The sequence below is a fragment of the Solwaraspora sp. WMMD792 genome (assembly GCF_029626105.1).
Classification (GTDB): domain Bacteria; phylum Actinomycetota; class Actinomycetes; order Mycobacteriales; family Micromonosporaceae; genus Micromonospora_E.
In genome coordinates, this window is sequence record NZ_JARUBH010000009.1 from 4,598,365 (window position 1) to 4,618,361 (window position 19,997).

Genomic DNA, 19,997 nt, shown 5'->3' on the forward strand with positions numbered 1-19,997 from the left:
GGCTGCGATTCGGCTACGGATCCGAAACAATGTCGGAAACCTCGGGAGGATCGCGTGGCCGTTGCTGCACCGGCAGACCATGTTCATCCGGCCTGGCTGCCCGCCCAGGCGTGGCGCGCCATCGGGTCGCGGCACACTCTGGTCTCCGGCACCGAAAAGTCCGTCGCCACCGTGTACGCCGAGGTGCGGGCGGCCTGCGACCGGTTCGGCGGATCGGTGACCCGGCTGTCGGTCGACGGCGAGGCGGACCTGATGCTGGCATTGACCGGTGCCGCCGGTCCCGGTGCGACAGCCGGTGCGGTCGACGACCTCGGCGAGGAGGGCTACACCCTCGGCCGGACCGGCGGTCTCACCACGGTCACCGCCGACGCCCCCGCGGGGCTGCTGTACGGGCTGTTCCACGTGGTCCGGCTCGGCGAGTCGGCGTTCGGCGACGACATGGCGACGCGGACGCACCGGCCGGCGATCCGGCGGCGGATGCTCGACCACTGGGACAACGTCGACGTGCACCCGGTGATGGGGCAGGTGGAGCGGGGCTACTCCGGCGGGTCGATCTTCTGGCGGGACGGCGCGATCACCGACGACCTCGACCGGGTCCGGGCGTACGCCCGGTTGCTCGCCGCCAGCGGCGTCAACGCGGTCACCATCAACAACGTCAACGTGGGGCGTACCGAGGCGCGGCTGCTCACCGACCGGCTCGACGACGTCGCCACGTTCGCCGACATCTTCCGCCCGTACGGCATCCGGTTGCACCTGTCGGTGACCTTCGCCGCGCCGATGGTGCTCGGCGGCCTGGCCACGGCCGACCCGCTCGACGAGGCGGTACGCGACTGGTGGGCGGCCACCACCGCCCAGGTCTACGCCAGGGTGCCCGACTTCGGCGGGTACGTGGTGAAGGCCGACTCAGAGGGCCAGCCCGGCCCGTTCGCGTACGGGCGCAGCCACGCCGACGGCGCCAACCTGCTCGCCGACGCCCTCGCCCCGTACGGCGGGGTGGTGCACTGGCGGGCGTTCGTCTACAACCACCGGCAGGACTGGCGGGACCGCACCACTGACCGGGCGCGGGCCGCGTACGACCATTTCGCCCCGCTCGACGGCCAGTTCCGTGACAACGCGATCGTGCAGGTCAAGTACGGGCCGGTCGACTTCCAACCCCGCGAGCCGGTGTCGCCGGTGATCGGCGCGATGCCAGCCACCCGGCTGGCCGTGGAGCTGCAGGTCACCCAGGAGTACACCGGGCACCAGCTGCACGTCTGCTATCTACCTCCGCTGTGGAGTGAGGTCCTCGGCTTCCGGTTCGACGGCGACAGCCTGGAAGCCGACGGTGACGTCAGCGGTGACCTGGGCTCGTCGGTCGCCGCAATCGCCGGGCGTGGCGGCACCCTGGCCGCCGTGTCGAACGTCGGCGACGACCCGTTCTGGTGCGGGCATCCGCTGGCCCAGGCCAACCTGTACGCGTTCGGCAGGCTCGGCTGGGATCCGACCGCCGACCCGACCGCGCTGCTCGACGAGTGGATCGACCTGACCTTCCCCGCCGGCGACGCGGCCGGCACCGTCGCCGATCCGGGGCGGTTGCGGCAGGCGCTGCACGCGATGATGGACGGCTCGTGGCGTACCTACGAGCGGTACACCGCGCCGCTGGGTGTCGGCTTCATGGTCAACCCCGGCAACCACTACGGTCCGTCCGTTGACGGGTACGAGTACTCCCGATGGGGCACCTACCACTTCGCCGACCGCGACGGCGTCGGCGTGGACCGGACCCGGGCCACCGGCACCGGCTACACCGGCCAGTACCCGAAGCCCTGGTCGGAGGTGTACGAGTCGTTGACCGACTGCCCCGACGAGCTGCTGCTGTTCTTCCACCACGTGCCGTACGACCACCTGCTGCACAGCGGCTCGACGGTCATCCAGCACATCTACGACACCCACTTCGCCGGGGTCGACGAGGCGATCGCCATGCGGGAGCGGTGGCTGGACATCGCCGACGCCGGTCTCGACCCGGCCCTGTACGCCAGGGTCGCCGACCGCCTCGACGAGCAGGTCCGCTCGGCGCGGGAGTGGCGCGACCAGATCAACACCTACTTCTTCCGCAGATCCGGTATCCCCGACGCGCACGGCCGCCGGATCCACTGACCGGCGGTCACCCCGTCGTGCCCTGTCACCCGCCGTGCCCGGTCACCCGTCGAGCAGCGCGCCGGAGTCGGACAGCGGAGCTCCCCCGCGCCATGATCATTTGATGCCCTGCTGGGCGACACGCCGGGATTCTCCCAGCAGGGCATCAAATGATCATGAGGACGACGAACCGCTATGCCGACCGTTTCCAGGCTCGCGGGTCACGGCCCAGCAGGGCGAGCAGTTGGATCTGGCGGTCCGTGGTGGGACCCACCTCCGGTGCCGTCGCGAAGTACCGCCTCGGCAGGGAGCCCGCTACCGGTGCGAGATACGCGTGGGCGGCTTCGACCAGCACCGGGTCGAGGGCCGCGTCGACGCCGATCGCCTGGGCCAGATCCCAGCCGTGCACCAGGTTGTCGTTGAAACACAGCCCGGCCAGCCGCCGGCCCCGCATGTCGCCGGCCGGATGATGGACGACGGTGTCGAGCACCCCGGGGCGGGCGAACGCCTCGACCGCGACGTCGACCGAGCGGCGGACCGCCGTGAGCGGATCATGGCCCAGTACGTCGAAGTCTGGCCGGGCGATGTCGAGCCTGCCGAGTTCGGCAAGGTCGATGCCGTCAAGCACCGGGACCACCGCGAGGTTGCCGCGGACCACGTGGTCGACCAGCGCCCGTACGTCCCACTCGGAGCACGGCGTCGGGGCGCTCCACTGGTCGGCACCGATCTGCGCGACGAGGTCGCAGAAGTACCGGCTGGCCTGTTCGTAGCGAGTGACGAAGTCGGTGGCCACGTGGTACCTCCACATCGCGGATCTGGACCGGCACCGCGCCGAGATCGTCCGCAAGGGATCGAAGATCGCTCGGTCGTAGCGCTGACTCGACGACGATTGACTCGACGACGATCGTGCCAGAGGCACAGCCGCCCGTCACATCCCCTGCGGGTGGGCTGGCTGCCACCTCGGCGAGACAGACACCTCGCTCTCTTGACCGTACGGTCAAGTTTCCATAGGCTGTTGACCGGACAGTCAAGAGGATGAGGAAGCCGATGGCGAGAGACACCCGGGAGCGCCTGCTGCGCACGGCACGCGACCTCGTGCACGGCACCTCGCTGGCCGAGGTGAGCATTGAGGACATCTGCGCGGGAGCCGGCGTCCACCGGGGCAGCCTCTACCACTTCTTCCCGTCGAAGGAGGCGCTCGGCCTGGCGGTGCTCGACCTCAACTGGACGATGATGCAGGCCGTACTGGACGAGGCGTTCCAGGCCGAGGTCGAGCCACTCGCCCGCATCGACCGTTTCATCGACGGCTTCGCCCGAATGCTCGGGCTGATGCGCGAGAAGATGGGTGCGACGCCCGGCTGCCCGTTGGGTGATCTGACCACGGAGTTGTCCGCCCAGCCGGGGCCGGGCCGCGACCGTTCGCAGAACGTCCTACGGGCCTGGACCCGCTACTTCGTCGACGCCATCCGGGAGGCTCGGGCACGCGGTCAGTTGACCCGGACCACCGACCCGGAGGCGGCGGCCCTGCGCGTCCTGGCCTACCTGCAGGGCATGGCGCTGCTGGCGAAGGTCTACGACGATCCGGCCCTCGTGGCTACCACCCGTACCGCCGTCCGGTCACTCATCGACCAGACCGACTGAGCCGCACGTCAACGGTGACGTGCGGCTTCGCGTACCCGCTCAGTTGACCGAATGGTCAACTACCGTACGGCACGACGCCCCAGGAGGACCAACCATGGACAGGCCAGCGACCACGACCGGCAGCCGACCCACAGCCACGCCACAGTCCGCGTACCGGTTCGAGCGCTTCACCACCGCGTTGCTCATCGACGACATGTTCTTCCGTGCCGACGCGCCCGGCGCCGGCGACCCGGTGCCGGCCTTCGATCTGCCCACCCTGGATGGTGGGCGGTTTCGCAGTGACGACCTGGGGCCACTGCCGGTGCTGATGATCTTCGGGTCACGCACCTGCCCGGTCACCGAGAGCGCCGCCCCGATCCTGCGCGCCCTGCACGCCGAATTCGCCGGACAGGTACGGTTCGTGCTGGTCAACACCCGCGAAGCACATCCCGGCGACGTGTTCACCCAGCCACGGACCACGCCGGAGAAGTGGGCACACGCTCAGGAACTGCGTACCCACCACGGGTTCACCTTCGAGGTCGCGGTCGACGACATCGACGGCGACCTGCACCGGGCCATGACCCCGAAACCCAACTCGGCCTATCTGCTGAGCCCTACCGGCGTCATCGTCTACCGGGCACACTGGGCCAACGACGAGCGCGGGTTGCGGTCCGCACTGACCCGGGCACTCGCCGGCCAACCGCCCGTACGGGGTGCCAGCAGGGCGATGGTGCGACCGTTGCTGCGGGCGGTCGGCCACCTGCCTGGCGTGGTGGCCTTCGCCGGACGCGGCGTCGAACGCGACGTCTGGCGCGCGGCGGCACCGCTGGCGGTGCTCGGTCGACTGTCGCGGCTGTTCCGTGGCCTCCCCGCCGACCACCGCGGCCCAGCTGCAGCGGGGCTGCTGCTGATCATCGTCGCAGTCGTCGGAGGTCTGCTGCTGCGGTGAACGCCGCCGCCCGCCGTCGTGTCCGCCGCCCGCCATCGGGTGCCCGCCGTCGTGTCCGGCGGCGGGCACCCGATGGCCAGTCACGCTCCGGCTGGATGGTCCGGGACGCGGGCATCCTCGCCGGTCAGGAACCGCTGGACGAATCCGGTGTACCCGATGGGGATGTGCCCGGTGCCGGGCAGCAGGACGACGGCAGCATGCGGCAGCAGTCGGCGCACCCGGCGGGCGGTCTGCCGGGAGTCCAGCAGCCGGTCCTTCGCTCCGGCGACGACCAGCACCGGGACGGCGAGACGGCGCAGTCCATCATCGCTGAAGATCGGTAGCCGGTTGCGTCGCGACCGGCAGCTCCGCTGGATGAGCAGCAGGAAGTCGGCCAGCTCCGCCGACTCGGACGTCTGCGTGACATCGGACGTCTGCGTGACATCGGACGTCGCCGTGACATCGGACGTCGCCGGGGACGGGCCGAGCACGAGTCGGACGGCCGCGCGCCGGCCCCACTCGCCGAACGGCAGGAGGAAGAGCGACCCGATGATCGCGCCGTACCTCTGCCGACCGATGCCGCCCGGCACGAGCAACGCGAGCCGGGTGATCCGCCCCGGTCGACGCTGCGCGTAGTCGAGCGCCAGCCACCCGCCCAACGAGGCGCCGACGAACGCCGCCTGGCCGATGTCGAACGCGGCCAGCACGTCGTCGAGCCAATCGGCGTAGCTACCGGAGGTGAGCGGGGGTCGCGACGGTGCGCTGAGTCCGGGTTCGCCGATGACGTCGACGGCGTACACCCGGTGGGTCTGCGCCCAGGTCGCGACGTCACCGGTCCACGCCGCCGAGTTGAAGCTGCCGCCGTGCAGCGCGACGACCGGCGGGGCGTCCCGGGGACCGCTCACGATGACGAACGTATCGCCGTGCCGGGTGGGGACCGTCGACTCCGTCGCCGGCACCGGCCAGCGCCGCAGAAACGCCCGGTACCGCTGCTCGACCGCGCGGCGCGCGTCCTCGGACTGGTAGATCGGGCTCATCGCCGACCTCGGCGAGGACCAACATTTAGCAACACCATGTGCGCCAAGCTACCCTATGCTTCCCAATCGAACAACAAGATAAGGAAGGATAGGGAACCATGGGCCGCTCTGGTCTGGCTCGTCTAGGCACTTACCAGGCAGAAGCCGACGACGAGCAGGACAGTGCCGAGGAGCAGCAGCGGCAGCCAGAGTCGCTGGGGCAGCACGATCGCCCGTGCGACGTGCGCGCGGATCTGCTCGGCGGTCGCGGTCGTCGCGCCGCTGCCACCCCGGACCGGTTCGAGCGCCACCGTGTCGCCGTACGGTCGGGGCCGACCGATGGCGAGTACGGGTCGATCGGCCCGGACGACGTACTCGGTGACCATGAAACCCCGGGTGTCGCGCCCGGGTCGCAACTGCTCCGGACCGATTGCGCCGGACCGTTGCAGCTCGGCCAGCCAAGGAGCCGGCGGTACCGGGTCGGAGCGGGTCCGCGCGGTGTGCTCCGTCACGCTGACCTCGAACAACGAACCGGCCCACGGCGCCAACGCCTGCCCAGCCAGCTCCGCCGTGACGTGGAGCAGCAGACCTTGCGGCTCGTCGGCCACCGGGATCGACTCGGTTCCACCCGACGTGGTGTAGAGCTCGACCGAGCCGACGCCCTCGTTGGAGCCGACGGTGTCCTGCCGGGTGACGACGATCCGGTACCAGACGCAGTCGATGCCCGACAAAGGAGCCTGCACCAGCCCGCCGGGCCCGGCGACCGTACGCCCGACCACGGCCACCCGCCCCGCCGCCACCGTCGCCACCGTCGACGCGTTGCCCTCAGCGGTCAGCCTCGGCGTACCGGAGACGAGCTCCGCCGGCCTGCGCAGCGTCAGTATCCGGTCACCCAGATAGAAGGACACCATTATCGTCGCCACGCTGGCCGCGAGGACGGCCAGGACGATTATCTCCACAGGCACCGCTCCGTTGACTCGAACATCCGCCGGTCAGGTACCTGCCGGCGCCGGGTCGTCGGTGCCGGCCGTCGACAGCGCGGCGGCGAGTTCGATGGTGGCGGTCAGTCGTTCGCTGATCGCCGGTAGCCGTGGCCAGCCGTACAGGACGACGCGCATCGCCCGGCCTTCCAACCGGATCGGCTCATGGTCCAGCCCGCCCAACTCGTGCAGTCGATGCAGGGCGCGACGCACCGGGCCGGTCGACAGCCGACGGAGGGCATCGGGATCGGCGTACGACACGATCTTGAAGGTCCGCTCGAACCGAGCGTCCTCGTCGGTCTCCTGACCGGTCGGCCTGGACCGGGGCAGGGAGAGAATCTTGAACCGGCGGCGGATCTCCATGGCCGGCACCGGGACGGCCAGCCCGACGAGCAGCACCGTGTAACGTGTCGTCCCGTCGTTGTCGTCGTGCACGCACCAGACCAGGGCTACCGGTTGACCCGCCTGCTGGCTGGCGAGCGAACAGCAGCGCTTCTCGTCCGGCACGACCGTGCCGAGGCCCCACCGGGTCAGCTCCGGAGCGGGCTCGGACTCGACCCATCCGGTCCGGGCGGCCTCCGGTAGCAGATCGGCCCGCAGCTGCTGGACGAGCTGGGCGTCGCGCGACTGCTCGCCGCGTACGAGCAGCCAGATCAGCCCCAACACCAGGAGACCACCACCGGCGGCGATCGCGACGACCCACCCGAGCGCCGCCCACCCCGATACCGCTTCTTCGGCTGCATGGACCATTGGCGCCGACCCACCTTCACACCGGTGACCGCTCTGCGCCCACAGTGACGCATCGATGCAACAGCGCATGCCAGGATGTGGCGATGTCGTACCCCCCTCACCATCCCGGCTACCCGCCGATGCCCGGTGCCGTGTCTCTCCTGGTCGCCTACCCGCAGCCGATCGCACCGCCACCGGGCTGCGCCGTGCTGGTCGTCTCGGTCAACCGGGGACCGTACCTGGTGCCGGCGACGGCGGCGGGCAGGTTCAAGGTCGACGGCCGCGATGTCCCGATCCCCCGGGAAGGCACCTGGTACGTGGCGGTGCCGGCCGGGCAGCACGACGTCCGGTACACCGACTTCATGGGAGTGCCGGTGATCACCACAACGGTCGTCGCACACCCCGGCGCGGCGCATCCGCTGTCGTTCCGATTCGGCGGCTGGCGCAACCGCGTCCACGACGGGTACGGCACCGACGTGACGAAGTTCGGGATGTGGTCGAACTATCTGATCGCGTTGATCGCGCTCGTCGTGGTCGGGGTGCTGTGCTGCGGCGGCTTCGGGCTCATCGGCGCGCTGTCGGGATCGTCCTGACCGGCTGAGGCTACGCGGCAGCTGGGCTACGGCCGCTGGCCAGGGAACCGAAGTCGCTGCGTACGCGTCCAATCGCTATCTGATCCGACGCCCCTCGCCAAGGAGGTGGCCATGCAGCACCATCGGAGGTACCCGGGAAGGCTCGCTCTTCTCCCGCTCGTCGTGGCGCTCGCCGCCGCTGGCTGCGCGGGCCCCGGCGCAGGTAGCTCACCCGGCACGGATGGGTCTCCCGGTCCGGTCGAAGCTGCCAGCTCCGGACCGGTTCCCGAGGAGGGGGCGACCATCAATCCTGCTCCGACCGCCAGCACCGACCCGCTCGGCTGCGGGCAACCGTTCGAGACGCCGGGCGACGACGTGCTGACCGTCGATGGGCGGTTCCCGTCGACGGCGTCCGGCACCGACCGCGCCGTCACCGGCACCGTCGAGGTGACCAGTCGACGCGCCGTCCGTGGCGTGGTCAGCCCCCGGGCCGAGGTGTTCCTGGTCCGGCAGGGCAGGGTGGCGGCGGTGCCGGCGGCGCAGGACCTGATCGGTGTCCAGTGGGATCTGGCGGCCGGCGACGTCGAGCAGTTGCCCGGCGACGTACCGCTGGTTTCCTGCGACCCGGCCGGCGGACCGGTTCCGGCTGGTGACTACGAGCTGTACGCGCGGGTGGTCATCTTCCCGGACGACGGCACGGACCGGCTGGTGTCCTTCGGTGGCCCGTGGCCACTGCAGGTCACCTGAGGACGCGACCGAGGGCCGGACGAGGCTGGGCCGGGGACCGCTGGATGGTCCCCGGCCCTTCAGCGGTCGGTACGGAGTCAGCCAGTGACGATGCTGATGCCGTACGCGGCAGCGACGTCGATGTAGCGCTCCGCGTAGCTGGTGACGCCGTTGCCGGCAATCACGTTGCCCCGGATCCAGGCGCGGCCCGAGGAGTCCTTCACGTAGAACGGGCTGCCGGAGTCGCCGCCCGCCGGCTGGGTGCCGCCGTTGAAGACGATGACCGGCGACTTGCAGCCGGTCGAGGTGCACACCTGGCCGGTGATGCTGGTCGCGGTGTGCCCGCAGTGCTCACCGGTGGTACGGCCGCTGTGGCAGTAGTCGGTGAAGCCGACGTACGCGGTGCCGGCCGCCACCACCGGGACGCTGGAGGTGCTGGTAACCCCACCGGTGAAGATCCGACCCGAGTAGGACCGGCCGCCAACCAGCTCCATGTCCTGGGCGTGGCCGCTCACCGTGGGCAGCCGCCGGTTCGACACCACGCCGTACGGGTTGGCACCCGACTCGGTGAGCACGTTGACGCCGTTGGCGAAGCAGTGCCCGGCGGTGACCGAGAACCGGGTGCCGGCGCCGTTCTGCACCGCGTACCCGGCCGAGCACCAGGCGACCCCGGCGGTCTGAGTGATGCCGCCGCCGCCCCAGTACGGCTGGATGTCGTCCCGGCGGTGCCAGAAGTCGCTGATGGTGGACCGGCCCACCTGTACCTCGCTGGCCGCCCGCAGGTGCGCCGCCGTGGTGCCGGCCGGCTTGATCAGGGTGGCCACCAGGTCGGCGGGTGCGTCGGTGTCGACGACGATCCTGCCGGTGGTGGCGTCGAGGTAGCTGCCGAACGTGTACTTGGTGCCGTGGGTGGCGACGTAGTCGGCGATCCGGCGTTGGATCGTCTCCAACGTCGCCGTCGCCGCAGCGGAGGCGGCGACCGTGGCGCGGGCGGTCCGGTCCGGTGCCAGCCGGTCGTCGAGCCGGGCGACGGCTGAGCCGGTGGACTCCTTGCCGCCCTCCGGCGCGGCGTGCGCCGCACTGGTGCCGAGCGTGGCCAGCGCGACGGCTGCCGCCGCGACGGCGCTGGCGAGCGTTCTCTTCCTCACGTACATGATTCCTCCGTATACATTGCGGCCGGTTACCGCAGCTTCTCGAATAAGAGTCGACGAACCAACAAGATCAATAGCGATATGTCAATGTTGAGACAGTCCGGATACACCCACCGATGCGAACGTGACAAAACATTCTCATTTACGACCGCGCCGGCGACCACTGGAAACAATCATGTTCCTGCTCGCCGAGCGAAGAAATCTGTCACACCGCGATCGGAAACGCGCCACTCGCCGTCCAGAACTGCGGCGTACTGTCCCGATCCGGGCGACGGGCCGGGCCGCCGGCACCGCCGGTAGGGTGGCCTGATCCGCGCGGCATCCGCGCGACCGACAGCATCCCGCGCAACCAGCAACTGGAGGACGAGTTGGCGCGACCGTCGGATCCTGCGGCCGGGTCACCGCTGGCCGACATCGAAGAGCTGTTCCCCGAGCTGAGGGAGTACGCGGCCACCGCCACCCGGCTGCACCCCCGCCCCGGGCAGCCGGGCCCGCTCGACAGCTCGATCGGCGGTCCGCTGCGCTGGCCGGCCGACGAGTCCTGGCCGTACTGCACCGGCCGGGAGCACTACGTCGATCGGCTGCTGACCCCGGAGACGGTACGCCGGATGCGCCGGGTCTATGCGGCGGCGACCGCCCGCGCGGCAGCCACCGGCCTGCCTTACCGGCTGACCGACGCGGAGGATGCCGACGTGCCGGAGTTCGACTACACCGAGCCGGTGTCGTTGGCGAAGACGCCGATCGCGCTGGTACCGGTGGCCCAGGTGTACCGGCACGATGTCGCGGACCTCACCGGCCCACCGGACGCGGACCTGCTGCAGGTGCTGTGGTGCCCGCTGGACCACCCCGACAACGGGTACAGCCCGTGGGTGGAGCTCCGCTGGCGGCGGACCGCCGACCTCGGCGAGCAGCTGGCAACGGCGCCGGACCCAGTGGTGGTCAACGAGAACTACCTGCCGACGCCGTGCCTGGTGCGCCCGGAACAGGTCCGCGAGTACCAGTACGTCGGACTTCTGCCAGAGAATCTCAAGAAGCGACTGTACGCCTGGGAAAAGCAGTCCGGGCACAGTTATCAGACAGATTTGTCGCTCGCACCTGGCTGGAAGATCGGCGGTTTTGCCAACTGGTCACTCTCCGACTGGCACCCGGTCGACTGCACCGAGTGCGGGGCGGCCATGACGTTGCTGCTCACCGCGAGCTCGGGCGAACAGAACGGCAGCGCCCGCTGGCGGTCCGCCGACGATCCGGATGGCAACCCGGTTGATGTACTCATCGGTCGGGGTTACGCCCTGCACGTCTTCGCCTGCCCGACCGCACCGACGCATCCGCCGGCCACCGTGATGCAGTGAGGGCGGTCGCCCGGCGGGGCAACCTCGGCGCGGCTGTCGCCTGGTCCTGCTACCTTCCGGTGGGGATCGTCGAGTGATGGAGGCCAGGTGGGCTATCGAGGGCCGTTGCCGCAGCGACTCGTCGGCCGAGTAAACGCCTGTGCCGTGGCGCTGCGTTCGTCGCCGCGATGGGGGCGGCTGGTCCGCCGGCACCTCACGGTGGTCACCTACACCGGACGCCGATCCGGGCGCACCTTCAGCACCCCGGTCGGCTACCGCCGTACCGGCGGCACCGTCACGATCGCCGTCAAGATGCCGGACGCCAAGAAGTGGTGGCACAACTTCACCGGTGCCGGCGGGCCGATCTCGCTGCACCTGGACGGGGTCGACCGGTCCGGTCACGCCGTCGCCCACCGCGACGACCGTGGCCGGGTCACGGTGACCGTCGAACTGGGCTCCTGACCGACGGGCGGCTCCCGACGGGCGGGCGTCACAAACTGTGTGGCGGCGGTGCTTAGCAGATGTGAGCAGGCAAGCCGAGCAGAGGGACACCGCGACCGTGCCGAAACCTCCGGCACCGGGTGCGGTCCGACCCGACCTCGAACAGGTCTTCCGCGCCAGTTACCCACGGGTCGTCGCGGTGGCCGCCAAGGTTCTCGGCTGCCAGAACGAAGCTGAGGACGTCGCACAGGAGGTGTTCCTGGCCTTCGGCCGGTCCTCGGTGCCGGCCGGGGCAGCGGCCGGGTGGTTGTCCGTCGCGGCCGCGCACACCGCGCTGAACCACATCCGTGCCGGCCGGCGGCGCGCTGACCGCGAGGAGGCCGCCGGGGTCGACGGCCTGGTGGCCCCGGACGTCGCTGACACGGTGGTGGCCTCCGAGGACCGCCGCCGGGTACGGGCCGCGCTGGCGCGGTTACCCCGCAGGCAGGCCGTCGCCCTCGTGCTCCGGCACAGCGGACTCAGCTACGCCGAGGTCGCCGCAGCTCTCGGTCTTTCCCCTGGCAGCGTCGGCACCACGATACGTCGTGCCGAGACCGCCCTACGTGAGGAGTTGGAATCCTGATGCCTCATCCAACTGACGGCACGCTTCGCCGGCTGCTGGACGAACCGGTAGGTGTCGCCGACGGCGACCGGGCGCACGTGGCCGGCTGTCCCGGATGCCTGTCCCGCCTCGCCGCCACGCAGCAGGATGCGGCAGTCGCCGGTGCAGCCCTGCAAATCGAGACCGCCGCCGACGTGGACGCGGGCTGGCAACGGCTGTCACACGCGGTCACCGCTGAGCGAACCCGACGGGCGGTGTCGTCGGCCGGCTCCGGCGCTCGGCGGCGGCCGGACGGGCGGTGGAGGGCGTGGCGCAGCCCGATCGTCGCTGTGGCCGGGGTGGTCGCCCTGCTGGCCGGCGCCGGCACCGCTGCCGCCACGAACTGGCTGCAGATCTTCCACACCGAGCGGATCGCCCCGGTCACCGCGCCCCAGGCCGACCTGATCAGCATGCCCGACCTGTCGGACTTCGGGGAGCTGGTGGTGACCGAGCCGATCGACGTTCGCCCGGTCGCCGACGCGGCCGCCGCGGCGCAGGCAACCGGACTCTCCGTCCCGCAGGTGAGCGAGCTGCCCCGTGGTGTCACGGGTGAGCCCCAATATCACGTCAGCGGCCGGGTGAGCGCGGTTTTCACCTTCTCGGCGGAGCAGACCGCACGGACCGCAGCGGCGGCGGGCGAGACGGTGCCGCCACCGCCACCAGGACTGGACGGCAGCCAGTTCCGGCTGGTCGCCGGCCCCGGGTTCGCGGCGTTCTGGTCGCAGGACCGGCCCGTGCCGGCGTTGGTCGTGGCCCGTGCCGGCGCCCCCACCGCGCAATCCTCGGGCGTACCGTTCGACGCGGCCCGGGACTATCTGCTCTCGCTGCCGATCCTGCCGGAAAACGTCGCGACTCAGTTGCGCGGATTCTCCGCCGACGGGACGACGTTGCCATTGTTCATGTCGGCCGAGAAGCTGACCAGCTCCACCGCCGACGTCAACGGAATGCCGGCCACCGTCTTCGCCTCCCGGGCCGGCACGATGGCCGGCGTCGTCTGGGTGGACGACGGCGCCGTCAACGCCGTGGCCGGCTCGCTGAGCAGCGACGAGGTGCTGTCGGTGGCCCGGAATCTACGGTGGCGACGGTGACTGATACGCCATCGCTGGACGCCGCCCGGCAACTGCTCGCCGAACTGCCACCGGCGCCAGCGGTGTGGTGCTCCGGCCTAGGCAAGCGGTACCGACGGCGAACCGTCGTAACCGGGGTGTCCTTCACCGTCGACCGCGGCGAAGTTGTCGGTCTGTTAGGTCCAAACGGTGCCGGCAAGACCACCGTCATCAAGATGCTGCTGGGCCTGGTCCGGCCCGACGCCGGTGAGGTGATGCTGCTGGGACGGCCGGCGCAGGACCATCGATCCCGGGCACGCGTCGGCTACCTGCCGGAACTCTTCCGCTATCAGCCGTGGCTCACCGCCGCCGAGGTGCTGGACCTGCACGTACGCCTCGCCGGCGAGAAGGTGCCGGCCAGCGAGCGGCGGGCTTGCCTGGCCATGGTCGGTCTCGCCGATCGAGCCGACGACCGGGTCGGCGGCTTCTCGAAGGGCATGCAGCAGCGACTCGGGCTGGCGGTCGCTCTGGTGGCCCGCCCGGAACTGATCGTGCTGGACGAGCCGACGAGTGCCCTCGATCCGGTCGGTAGGGCCGACGTACGGGACCTGTTGCTGGCGCTCCGGACCCGTGGGGTCGCCGTCCTGCTCAACTCGCATCTCATCGGCGAGGTGGAGCGGGTCTGCGACCGGGTCGTCATCCTCGACAAGGGTCAGGTCGCCGCCGCCGGCACTCTCGCCGAGCTGCTCGGCCAGCGGGAGCTGCGGCTGCGGCTGACCGAGGTCGGCCCGCAGGCGCAGGCCCGGCTGGCGGAGGCCGGCCGGCTGACCCGCAGCGGCGACGAGTTCACCGTGACGCTGTCCGCCACGCCAGCCGAGGTCGACGACGGTACGGTGCCCGACCTGGTCGCCGACCTGGTCGGTCTCGGGGTGCGGGTGCACGCTGTGGAGCAGACACGGATCAGCTTGGAGGAACGGTTGCTGGCCATCCTCCGTACCGAATCGGGCGAGAAGGACCAACATTGACGCTCCGGACCGTATTCGTCGTCGCCGCGCTCACCCTCCGAGAGGCCGCCCGGCGGCGGGTGCTGCGCTCGCTGGCCGTGCTGACGGCGGTGCTCCTCGGGCTGAGTGCCTGGGGTTTCACCCGGATCGACGCCACATTCGGCGGACTGACCAGCGGTGAGTCCCGGTTGGCCGCAGCCATGGTGCTCAACCTGGTGATGTTCGGCCTGAGCCTGATCGCCGCGCTCGGTACGGCGTTCCTCGCCGGCCCTACCCTCGCCGGCGAGACCGAATCCGGGATGGCGCTGGCCGTCCTGGCCCGGCCGGTACGCCGCTCGGCGGTACTGGTCGGCAAGTGGCTCGGGTTGGTGGCATTCGGCAGTGGTTTCGTGGCGGCCGCCGGATCCGCTCAGCTGTTCATCGTCTGGGTCACGGTGGGCTACTGGCCGCCCCGGCCGCTGGCCGGGCTGGCGTTGCTCGCCGCCCAGGCCATCGTGCTGCTCACCCTCGGCCTGCTGTTGTCCACTGCCGTCTCGCCGATGGCGTCGGGCATCGTCGCGGTCGGGCTGTTCGGTGCCGGGTGGGTCGCGGGCGTGATCGGCGGGGTCGGCGAGGCCTTCGACAATGAGGGCGTGGCTCGGGTCGGTGCCGTGTCACAGATGCTGCTGCCGACCGACGGCCTGTGGCGCGGGGCGATGAACGCCTTTCAGGACTCCACCCTGCTGACGCAGTTCGGGCCAGCATTCGAGGGCCACCCGTTTCTGAGCGCGGCGGCTCCGACGACCACCTACCTTGCCTGGGTGGGCCTGTGGATCGCGCTGGTCCTCGGCCTTGCCGTGGTGGTGTTCCAGCGGCGGGATCAATGACGGCTGATGCAGCGGCTCAGCCCGCCGGGAGGTCCACCCCGTCCGGGGCGCGCATCCGCCAGGCGTCGGTGACCAGCTCGGCGAGCCGGTCGACGTCGACCCGCGCCAGCCGGAGCATCACCAGCGGCAGCCCGTCGTAGCCGGGTGTGGTGAAGAAAAGCTCCGGCTCCCCGAGCAGCAGCGCCTGCTTCTCCGCCTCGTCGCCGACGTACAGCACGGCGACGTCGGTCCGGATCACCCGTGGCTTGCCGGGCCGGCGCTCCGGATAGGACCAGACGAAGCCCTTGCCGGCGACCCGGAAGTCGAAGCCGTCGCTGTCGATCTCGACGACCTGCGGCAGCGCCGACGCCAGTCGGCGCACGTCGTCCGCGTCAGCCATCGAGGCGCCCACAGCGCACCGCACTCCGCACACCCACAGGTTAGCCAGTCGGCTTCGTCGCCACCACGAACACCCGTCGGAACGGGAACGCGACGAGCCCGTCCCGGACCGGGTACCGGGCCGCCAACTCCTCGCCGAGCCGCCGACGGAACGCAGCCCAGCCCGCGTCGTCGAGGGCGGCCCGGACCGGTCGGGCGGCGGTCCCCTCGACCCAGGCCAGCACCGGATGCGTCGCCGGGTCGGCGGCCACGGCCGGCAGCAGATGCAGGTACGTGGACTCCCAAGCGTCGACCGTACAGCCGGAGCGCAGCAGTCGGGTGGCGTAGCCGGCCGGGTCGAGCACCACGTCGCCGCCGCGGATCTCCGGCAACCGATCCCGCCAGCGAGCGTCCGCCGCGACCGAACGGATCGCCTGGTGCGACGGGGCGTCGAAGTTGCCCGGCACCTGGAAGGCCAGCACCGCCCCCGGCCGCAACCGCGCCGCCCACCGGTCGAGCAGGGCGGGATGCTCGGGCACCCATTGCAGTACGGCGTTGCAGATCGCCACATCGACGTCCGGGCCGGGCTCCCAGTCGGTCACGTCGCCGACGTCGAACCGGACCGGTGACCCGAGCGCCCGGGCGGCGGTGATCATCTCGGTCGACGAGTCGATCCCGGTCACGGTGGCTCCCGGCCAGCGGTCGGCCAGGTGGACGGTGAGGGTGCCCGGCCCGCAGCCGAGGTCGACGACCACGGCCGGGTCGGCGACGGCGACCCTGGCCAGCAGATCAGCGAACGGGCGGGAGCGGTGGTCGGTGAAGCGCAGGTAGGCGGCCGGATCCCACATCGCTGTCTCCTCCCGGCCGATCCGATGTCCGACCGGCGTCACTGCCGATCCGGCGTCCGGGCGTCACGGTACGCCGCCCACTCCTCGGCGAGCATCGCGAAGTCGAGTTCCGTACTCCATTCACCTTTGAACAGTTCGCTGCGCACCAGCCGGGCTTCCTGACGCATTCCGAGGCGCCGGGCCAGCCGGGCCGACGACTCGTTGCGCTCGTCCACCCGGGCCACGATCCGGTGCAGGCCGAGCTGGTCGAAGCCGAGGGCGAGCAGCGCCCGTGCCGCCTCGGTGGCGTAGCCCTGGCCGGCGGCGTCCGGATGTACGACGTACCCGATCTCGCCGCCGCGATGGACCCGGCTGCGCCAGAAGAGCACGACGTCCCCGATCAGCCGACCGGTGGCCGCAACCTCGACGCCGAGGGTGAGGGCCTGACCTTCGTCGGTGAGGCCGGTGTTGGCCCACTGGGTGGCGAGCCGTTGGACGACGACGTCGCGGGTCATCGGCTCGAACGGCACGTACCGGCAGACGTCCGGCAGGCTGCGGTAGGCGAGCAGCGCGTTGACGTCGTCGCCGGTCAGCGGTCGCAGCAGCAGCCGCTCGGTGCGGACCGGATATTCGGGATGCAGGGCAGAATATTCGGGACGCAGGGCGGACGGCTGCACGGTCGGCACGCCGCCCATCCTGCCACCACGCCCACCGTCGATCGCCTGCCGCCACACCCGCCGCCATCCGATTTGCCGGGCCGTCCAGCGGTCAGGCCAGCCGGTCGACAGAGGTGAGATTCAGCTCACACCTACGCCCAAAGCCGGGCCCGTTGCCCGGTCCGTCTTGCCGGTTGTGAACGACGACAGGAACGACGACAGGAACGGTGCGACGACGTGACGGGTCGGATTCTCTTCGTGGAACTGCGCCGTACCGCAGTGGTGTGGTTCGGTGTCGGGTTGGCGTTCGCGGCGGCCTGGTGGGCCGCCGACGGAGAACGCTGGGACGGGTACTGGATGGCCGGGGTACTGGCCCACCACAGCGCGCTGGACCTGATCTGGCCGCTCGCGGTCGCGGTCGGCGCCTGGCATGGCCGCCGGGACCAGGCCAGCAGGATGACCGAACTGGTCGCGACCAGCGCCCGACCGAGCCTGGTCCGGGTCGCGCCCCGAGCGGTCGCGGTCGTCGGCTGCCTCGCCGGCGGGTACACCGGCGGAGTGCTCGAGGTGCTGGCCCGCGCGGTGCTGGCCGCCGACCATCAGCCGACCGGCTGGGTGTGGCCGATACTGCTCGGCGCGGCGAGCGTCGCGGCGGCCGGTCTACTCGGCCTCGGCCTGGGACGGCTGCTGCCGTCCCGGCTGACCGCCCCGCTGCTCGCCGTGGGTGCGCTCGCCGCCGTCGTCGGGCTGCAACTGCTCACCGACGGCTCCGACAGCCGAGCCGCGCTGCTCAGTCCGGCGTCACTCGGGCCGGCCGACGGCTACTCCACGATCGACGGCCGAGCCGTCGCGGGCAAGCTGGTGTGGTCCGTCGCCCTGGCGGCCACCGGATGGGCGCTGTACGCCGCCGCAACCCGCCGCTCCCGGCTGCTCGCCACGCTACCGACCGTCGCCGGGCTGCTCGTCGCCCTGATCGTGCTGCCACCGGTCGACGAGGCAGCCCGCCCCGACCTGCAGGCCACCGGGCTGGTCTGTGCCGACGGGACGCCCCGGGTCTGCGTCAGCCGGGTCGACGCGTCGGTCCTGCCGGAGCTGGTAGGGCCGGCCCGGCGGGCGTTGACTCTGCTGGCCAAACTGCCCGACCCGCCGACCGCCGTGGTGCAGCAGGTCAGCCCGCACGGCGCGACGATCGCGCAGCGCCGGGACACCGTCCACTTCGAGCTGCTCATCTACGGCGACGGGACGATCGCCACCGGGCTGCCCTCGCTCGAAGCCGAAATCCTCGACGGCGCCGGCACCTGGGCCTGCGGTGCCGCCCTCGACGACGTCGAGGGCTGGGAGCCGATCCAGGCGGCCCGGGCGGCGGCCGGCCTCTGGCTGCAGGGCCGGGACGCGGCACCGGACGAGTTCTGGCAACCCGTACAGGGCATGGTCGAGGAGGCGCTGGCCACGCTGCGGTCGCTGCCGGCGGACGAGCAACTGGCCCGGGTCGCCGCACTGCGGGAGGCCGCGCTGGACTGTCGACCCGACCTCTACGAGGTGCTAACCGCCACCTGACGCGGACCGAAACTGACCGATGTCAGGGCGCACGTCTTGTTGCGGCACGGTCCACAATACGACGATGGCGCAGAGGTCTGACCACGACCAGCCGACACGCACCCGGGGGCGCGAGTTCTTTCAGCTGGCGATGGTCGCGGCGGGTTCGACTGCTTCGCCGACCCCTGCCAGGTCCGATGGACACTGGGTGACGGCTGGCAGTGGGTAGGTTGAGGCACGACCGGGCACGGGCAGCCCGGCACCGTACGGTCGGCGCCCGGCTGGCCGCGCTCGACGACGACGAACTTGCCGACCTACTGACCGGAGCGACCCCGATCGGCACGGGCATGGGCGGGGAGTCGGCGACCATGTCGGTCGCCGGCGTACCGGTGTTCGTCAAGCGGGTACCGCTGACCGAGGTGGAGCAGCGGCCAGGCAACATCGGCTCGACCCGCAACGTCTTCGGGCTTCCGACCTTCTACCAGTACGGCTTCGGCTCCACCGGATTCGGCGCATGGCGGGAACTGGCGGCGCATCAGCTGGTCTCGGGCTGGGTACGGCAGGGCCGGTTCGCCGGCTTCCCGCTGCTGCACCACTGGCGCAGACTGCCGCGACCGGCGGTGGCCCCGGCGCCCGCACCGTTGTCGACACCGGACGCGATCGACACCTGGGTACGCCGCTGGGGCGACTCGGCGGCGGTGCGGGACCGGCTCACCGCAGTCGCCGAGGCGTCGGCCAGCCTCGTGCTGTTCATCGAACACATCCCGTACCAGGTGGACACCTGGCTGGCCGAGCAGGCCCGCTCGGACGATCGGGCTGGTCCTGCGGGTCAGACCAGCCCGGCGGAGCGGATCGCCGCCGCGTACGACCTGGTCGACCGGTCGTTGCGGGCTGGGACGCGGGTCATGTCGGCGCACGGTTTCGTGCACTTCGACGCACATTTCCGCAACCTGCTGACGGATGGCCGGCGGATCTACTTCGCCGACTTCGGCCTGGCTGTCCACTCCGGATTCGAACTCAGCCCGGCAGAGTCGGACTTCCTGCACCGGCATCGCGACTACGACCGGTGCTACACCGCCGCCCACCTGACGTTCTCGCTGATCGGCAACGCACTCGGGCTGGCCTGGCCGGACGGCCTCGAATACCTGCGGGCCGGCCGGGCGGCCGGCTATCCGGACCTGCCGGCGTCGACCCGGGCGCTGGTGCGGCGGGACGCGCGGATCACCGAGATCATGGGGAGCTTCTGGCACCGGATGCTAAGGGACCGGACGTCGTCCTACCCGTACGTCGAACTCGATGCGGCGCTCGCGGCGCGGTGACCACCGGTCGGGGACACCGACAGTCGGCCACCGGCGCCGGCTCCGGCCTGCCGATCGACGTCGAGTCGCCCCCGTTTCGGATCGTGAGGGGTTGACGGCGGGGAGTCATCGACATCAACATGTTCGCCATTGGCGTTCAGCGA

Annotated in this window: 21 protein-coding genes; 13 read left to right on the forward strand and 8 right to left on the reverse strand. The window is 71.0% G+C overall.

The window, feature by feature from the left end:
* Positions 1–54: 54 nt before the first annotated feature.
* Positions 55–2,133: an alpha-glucuronidase gene (locus O7629_RS21420; RefSeq protein ID WP_278171294.1), complete on the forward strand. Its 2,079-nt coding sequence runs from the start codon at positions 55–57 to the stop codon at positions 2,131–2,133.
* Between the two features lie 172 nt (positions 2,134–2,305).
* Here the strand turns inward: O7629_RS21420 and O7629_RS21425 are convergent, their stop codons facing one another.
* Positions 2,306–2,905 carry a TIGR03086 family metal-binding protein gene (locus tag O7629_RS21425; protein ID WP_278171296.1) on the reverse strand — a complete coding sequence of 200 codons (600 nt, stop codon included), beginning with the start codon at positions 2,903–2,905 and terminating at the stop codon, positions 2,306–2,308.
* A gap of 254 nt (positions 2,906–3,159) precedes the next feature.
* Between O7629_RS21425 and O7629_RS21430 the strand changes: the two genes are divergently transcribed.
* Both O7629_RS21430 and O7629_RS21435 read left to right on the forward strand, forming a co-directional pair.
* Positions 3,160–3,753: a TetR/AcrR family transcriptional regulator gene (locus O7629_RS21430; protein WP_278171298.1), complete on the forward strand. Its 594-nt coding sequence runs from the start codon at positions 3,160–3,162 to the stop codon at positions 3,751–3,753.
* Positions 3,754–3,847: 94 nt separating this feature from the next.
* Positions 3,848–4,681 (forward strand): redoxin domain-containing protein, encoded by an 834-nt coding sequence (locus O7629_RS21435; protein WP_278171300.1) that lies wholly within the window; start codon positions 3,848–3,850, stop codon positions 4,679–4,681.
* 80 nt (positions 4,682–4,761) lie between these two features.
* Here O7629_RS21435 and O7629_RS21440 read toward each other — a convergent pair whose 3' ends face one another.
* The 3 genes from O7629_RS21440 to O7629_RS21450 all read right to left on the reverse strand — a co-directional run bounded on the left by O7629_RS21440 (position 4,762) and on the right by O7629_RS21450 (position 7,406).
* A complete protein-coding gene (locus O7629_RS21440) occupies positions 4,762–5,697 on the reverse strand; it encodes an alpha/beta fold hydrolase (RefSeq protein WP_278171301.1) in 936 nt (311 codons plus the stop codon).
* 122 nt (positions 5,698–5,819) lie between these two features.
* Positions 5,820–6,635 carry a hypothetical protein gene (locus tag O7629_RS21445; protein ID WP_278171302.1) on the reverse strand — a complete coding sequence of 272 codons (816 nt, stop codon included), beginning with the start codon at positions 6,633–6,635 and terminating at the stop codon, positions 5,820–5,822.
* Between the two features lie 33 nt (positions 6,636–6,668).
* Positions 6,669–7,406, reverse strand: coding sequence for a hypothetical protein (locus O7629_RS21450; RefSeq protein ID WP_278171303.1), 738 nt, complete (start codon positions 7,404–7,406; stop codon positions 6,669–6,671).
* 83 nt (positions 7,407–7,489) lie between these two features.
* Here O7629_RS21450 and O7629_RS21455 point away from each other — a divergent pair, with 83 nt between their 5' ends.
* The gene (locus O7629_RS21455) at positions 7,490–7,978 is read left to right on the forward strand and encodes a hypothetical protein (RefSeq protein ID WP_278171304.1); all 489 of its coding nucleotides are present in this window, start codon (positions 7,490–7,492) and stop codon (positions 7,976–7,978) included.
* A 111-nt stretch (positions 7,979–8,089) separates the two neighbouring features.
* The gene (locus O7629_RS21460) at positions 8,090–8,704 is read left to right on the forward strand and encodes a hypothetical protein (RefSeq protein WP_278171305.1); all 615 of its coding nucleotides are present in this window, start codon (positions 8,090–8,092) and stop codon (positions 8,702–8,704) included.
* 77 nt (positions 8,705–8,781) lie between these two features.
* Here the strand turns inward: O7629_RS21460 and O7629_RS21465 are convergent, their stop codons facing one another.
* The gene (locus tag O7629_RS21465) at positions 8,782–9,831 is read right to left on the reverse strand and encodes a hypothetical protein (RefSeq protein ID WP_278171306.1); all 1,050 of its coding nucleotides are present in this window, start codon (positions 9,829–9,831) and stop codon (positions 8,782–8,784) included.
* A gap of 371 nt (positions 9,832–10,202) precedes the next feature.
* Between O7629_RS21465 and O7629_RS21470 the strand changes: the two genes are divergently transcribed.
* The 6 genes from O7629_RS21470 to O7629_RS21495 all read left to right on the forward strand — a co-directional run bounded on the left by O7629_RS21470 (position 10,203) and on the right by O7629_RS21495 (position 15,159).
* Positions 10,203–11,183 carry a hypothetical protein gene (locus tag O7629_RS21470; RefSeq protein WP_278171308.1) on the forward strand — a complete coding sequence of 327 codons (981 nt, stop codon included), beginning with the start codon at positions 10,203–10,205 and terminating at the stop codon, positions 11,181–11,183.
* A gap of 87 nt (positions 11,184–11,270) precedes the next feature.
* Positions 11,271–11,624, forward strand: a complete 354-nt coding sequence (locus O7629_RS21475; RefSeq protein ID WP_278171309.1) for a nitroreductase/quinone reductase family protein — start codon at positions 11,271–11,273, stop codon at positions 11,622–11,624.
* Between the two features lie 97 nt (positions 11,625–11,721).
* The gene (locus O7629_RS21480) at positions 11,722–12,225 is read left to right on the forward strand and encodes a sigma-70 family RNA polymerase sigma factor (protein WP_278171310.1); all 504 of its coding nucleotides are present in this window, start codon (positions 11,722–11,724) and stop codon (positions 12,223–12,225) included.
* Entirely contained in the window at positions 12,225–13,331 is a 1,107-nt protein-coding gene (locus O7629_RS21485; RefSeq protein ID WP_278171311.1) for a hypothetical protein, read from the forward strand. The genes O7629_RS21480 and O7629_RS21485 overlap by 1 nt, the downstream gene beginning before the upstream one ends.
* Positions 13,328–14,314 carry an ABC transporter ATP-binding protein gene (locus O7629_RS21490; protein ID WP_278171312.1) on the forward strand — a complete coding sequence of 329 codons (987 nt, stop codon included), beginning with the start codon at positions 13,328–13,330 and terminating at the stop codon, positions 14,312–14,314. The genes O7629_RS21485 and O7629_RS21490 overlap by 4 nt, the downstream gene beginning before the upstream one ends.
* A complete protein-coding gene (locus tag O7629_RS21495) occupies positions 14,311–15,159 on the forward strand; it encodes an ABC transporter permease (RefSeq protein WP_278171313.1) in 849 nt (282 codons plus the stop codon). The genes O7629_RS21490 and O7629_RS21495 overlap by 4 nt, the downstream gene beginning before the upstream one ends.
* Positions 15,160–15,175: 16 nt before the next feature.
* On the opposite strand, the gene O7629_RS21500 is transcribed toward O7629_RS21495, so the two are convergent.
* Genes O7629_RS21500 through O7629_RS21510 form a run of 3 tightly spaced genes read right to left on the reverse strand, consistent with a single transcriptional unit; the run spans position 15,176 to position 17,029 of the window.
* A complete protein-coding gene (locus tag O7629_RS21500) occupies positions 15,176–15,538 on the reverse strand; it encodes a hypothetical protein (protein WP_278171314.1) in 363 nt (120 codons plus the stop codon).
* Between the two features lie 40 nt (positions 15,539–15,578).
* Positions 15,579–16,364 (reverse strand): trans-aconitate 2-methyltransferase, encoded by a 786-nt coding sequence (locus O7629_RS21505; protein ID WP_278171315.1) that lies wholly within the window; start codon positions 16,362–16,364, stop codon positions 15,579–15,581.
* Positions 16,365–16,402: 38 nt separating this feature from the next.
* On the reverse strand, positions 16,403–17,029 hold the full coding sequence (locus O7629_RS21510; RefSeq protein ID WP_278171316.1) for a GNAT family N-acetyltransferase: 627 nt from the start codon (positions 17,027–17,029) through the stop codon (positions 16,403–16,405).
* A 207-nt stretch (positions 17,030–17,236) separates the two neighbouring features.
* Between O7629_RS21510 and O7629_RS21515 the strand changes: the two genes are divergently transcribed.
* The gene (locus O7629_RS21515) at positions 17,237–18,556 is read left to right on the forward strand and encodes a hypothetical protein (protein ID WP_278171317.1); all 1,320 of its coding nucleotides are present in this window, start codon (positions 17,237–17,239) and stop codon (positions 18,554–18,556) included.
* Between the two features lie 200 nt (positions 18,557–18,756).
* The gene (locus O7629_RS21520) at positions 18,757–19,854 is read left to right on the forward strand and encodes a hypothetical protein (protein ID WP_278171318.1); all 1,098 of its coding nucleotides are present in this window, start codon (positions 18,757–18,759) and stop codon (positions 19,852–19,854) included.
* Positions 19,855–19,997: the final 143 nt, after the last annotated feature.

Excerpts from the sequence above, each read along its gene's own strand:
- O7629_RS21485 (WP_278171311.1), top strand. The coding sequence starts at position 12,225 with ATGCCTCATCCAACTGACGGCACGCTTCGCCGGCTGCTGGACGAACCG.
- O7629_RS21435 (WP_278171300.1), top strand. The coding sequence starts at position 3,848 with ATGGACAGGCCAGCGACCACGACCGGCAGCCGACCCACAGCCACGCCA.
- O7629_RS21500 (WP_278171314.1), bottom strand. The coding sequence starts at position 15,538 with ATGGCTGACGCGGACGACGTGCGCCGACTGGCGTCGGCGCTGCCGCAG.
- O7629_RS21430 (WP_278171298.1), top strand. The coding sequence starts at position 3,160 with ATGGCGAGAGACACCCGGGAGCGCCTGCTGCGCACGGCACGCGACCTC.
- O7629_RS21460 (WP_278171305.1), top strand. The coding sequence starts at position 8,090 with ATGCAGCACCATCGGAGGTACCCGGGAAGGCTCGCTCTTCTCCCGCTC.
- O7629_RS21505 (WP_278171315.1), bottom strand. The coding sequence starts at position 16,364 with ATGTGGGATCCGGCCGCCTACCTGCGCTTCACCGACCACCGCTCCCGC.
- O7629_RS21455 (WP_278171304.1), top strand. The coding sequence starts at position 7,490 with ATGTCGTACCCCCCTCACCATCCCGGCTACCCGCCGATGCCCGGTGCC.
- O7629_RS21440 (WP_278171301.1), bottom strand. The coding sequence starts at position 5,697 with ATGAGCCCGATCTACCAGTCCGAGGACGCGCGCCGCGCGGTCGAGCAG.
- O7629_RS21450 (WP_278171303.1), bottom strand. The coding sequence starts at position 7,406 with ATGGTCCATGCAGCCGAAGAAGCGGTATCGGGGTGGGCGGCGCTCGGG.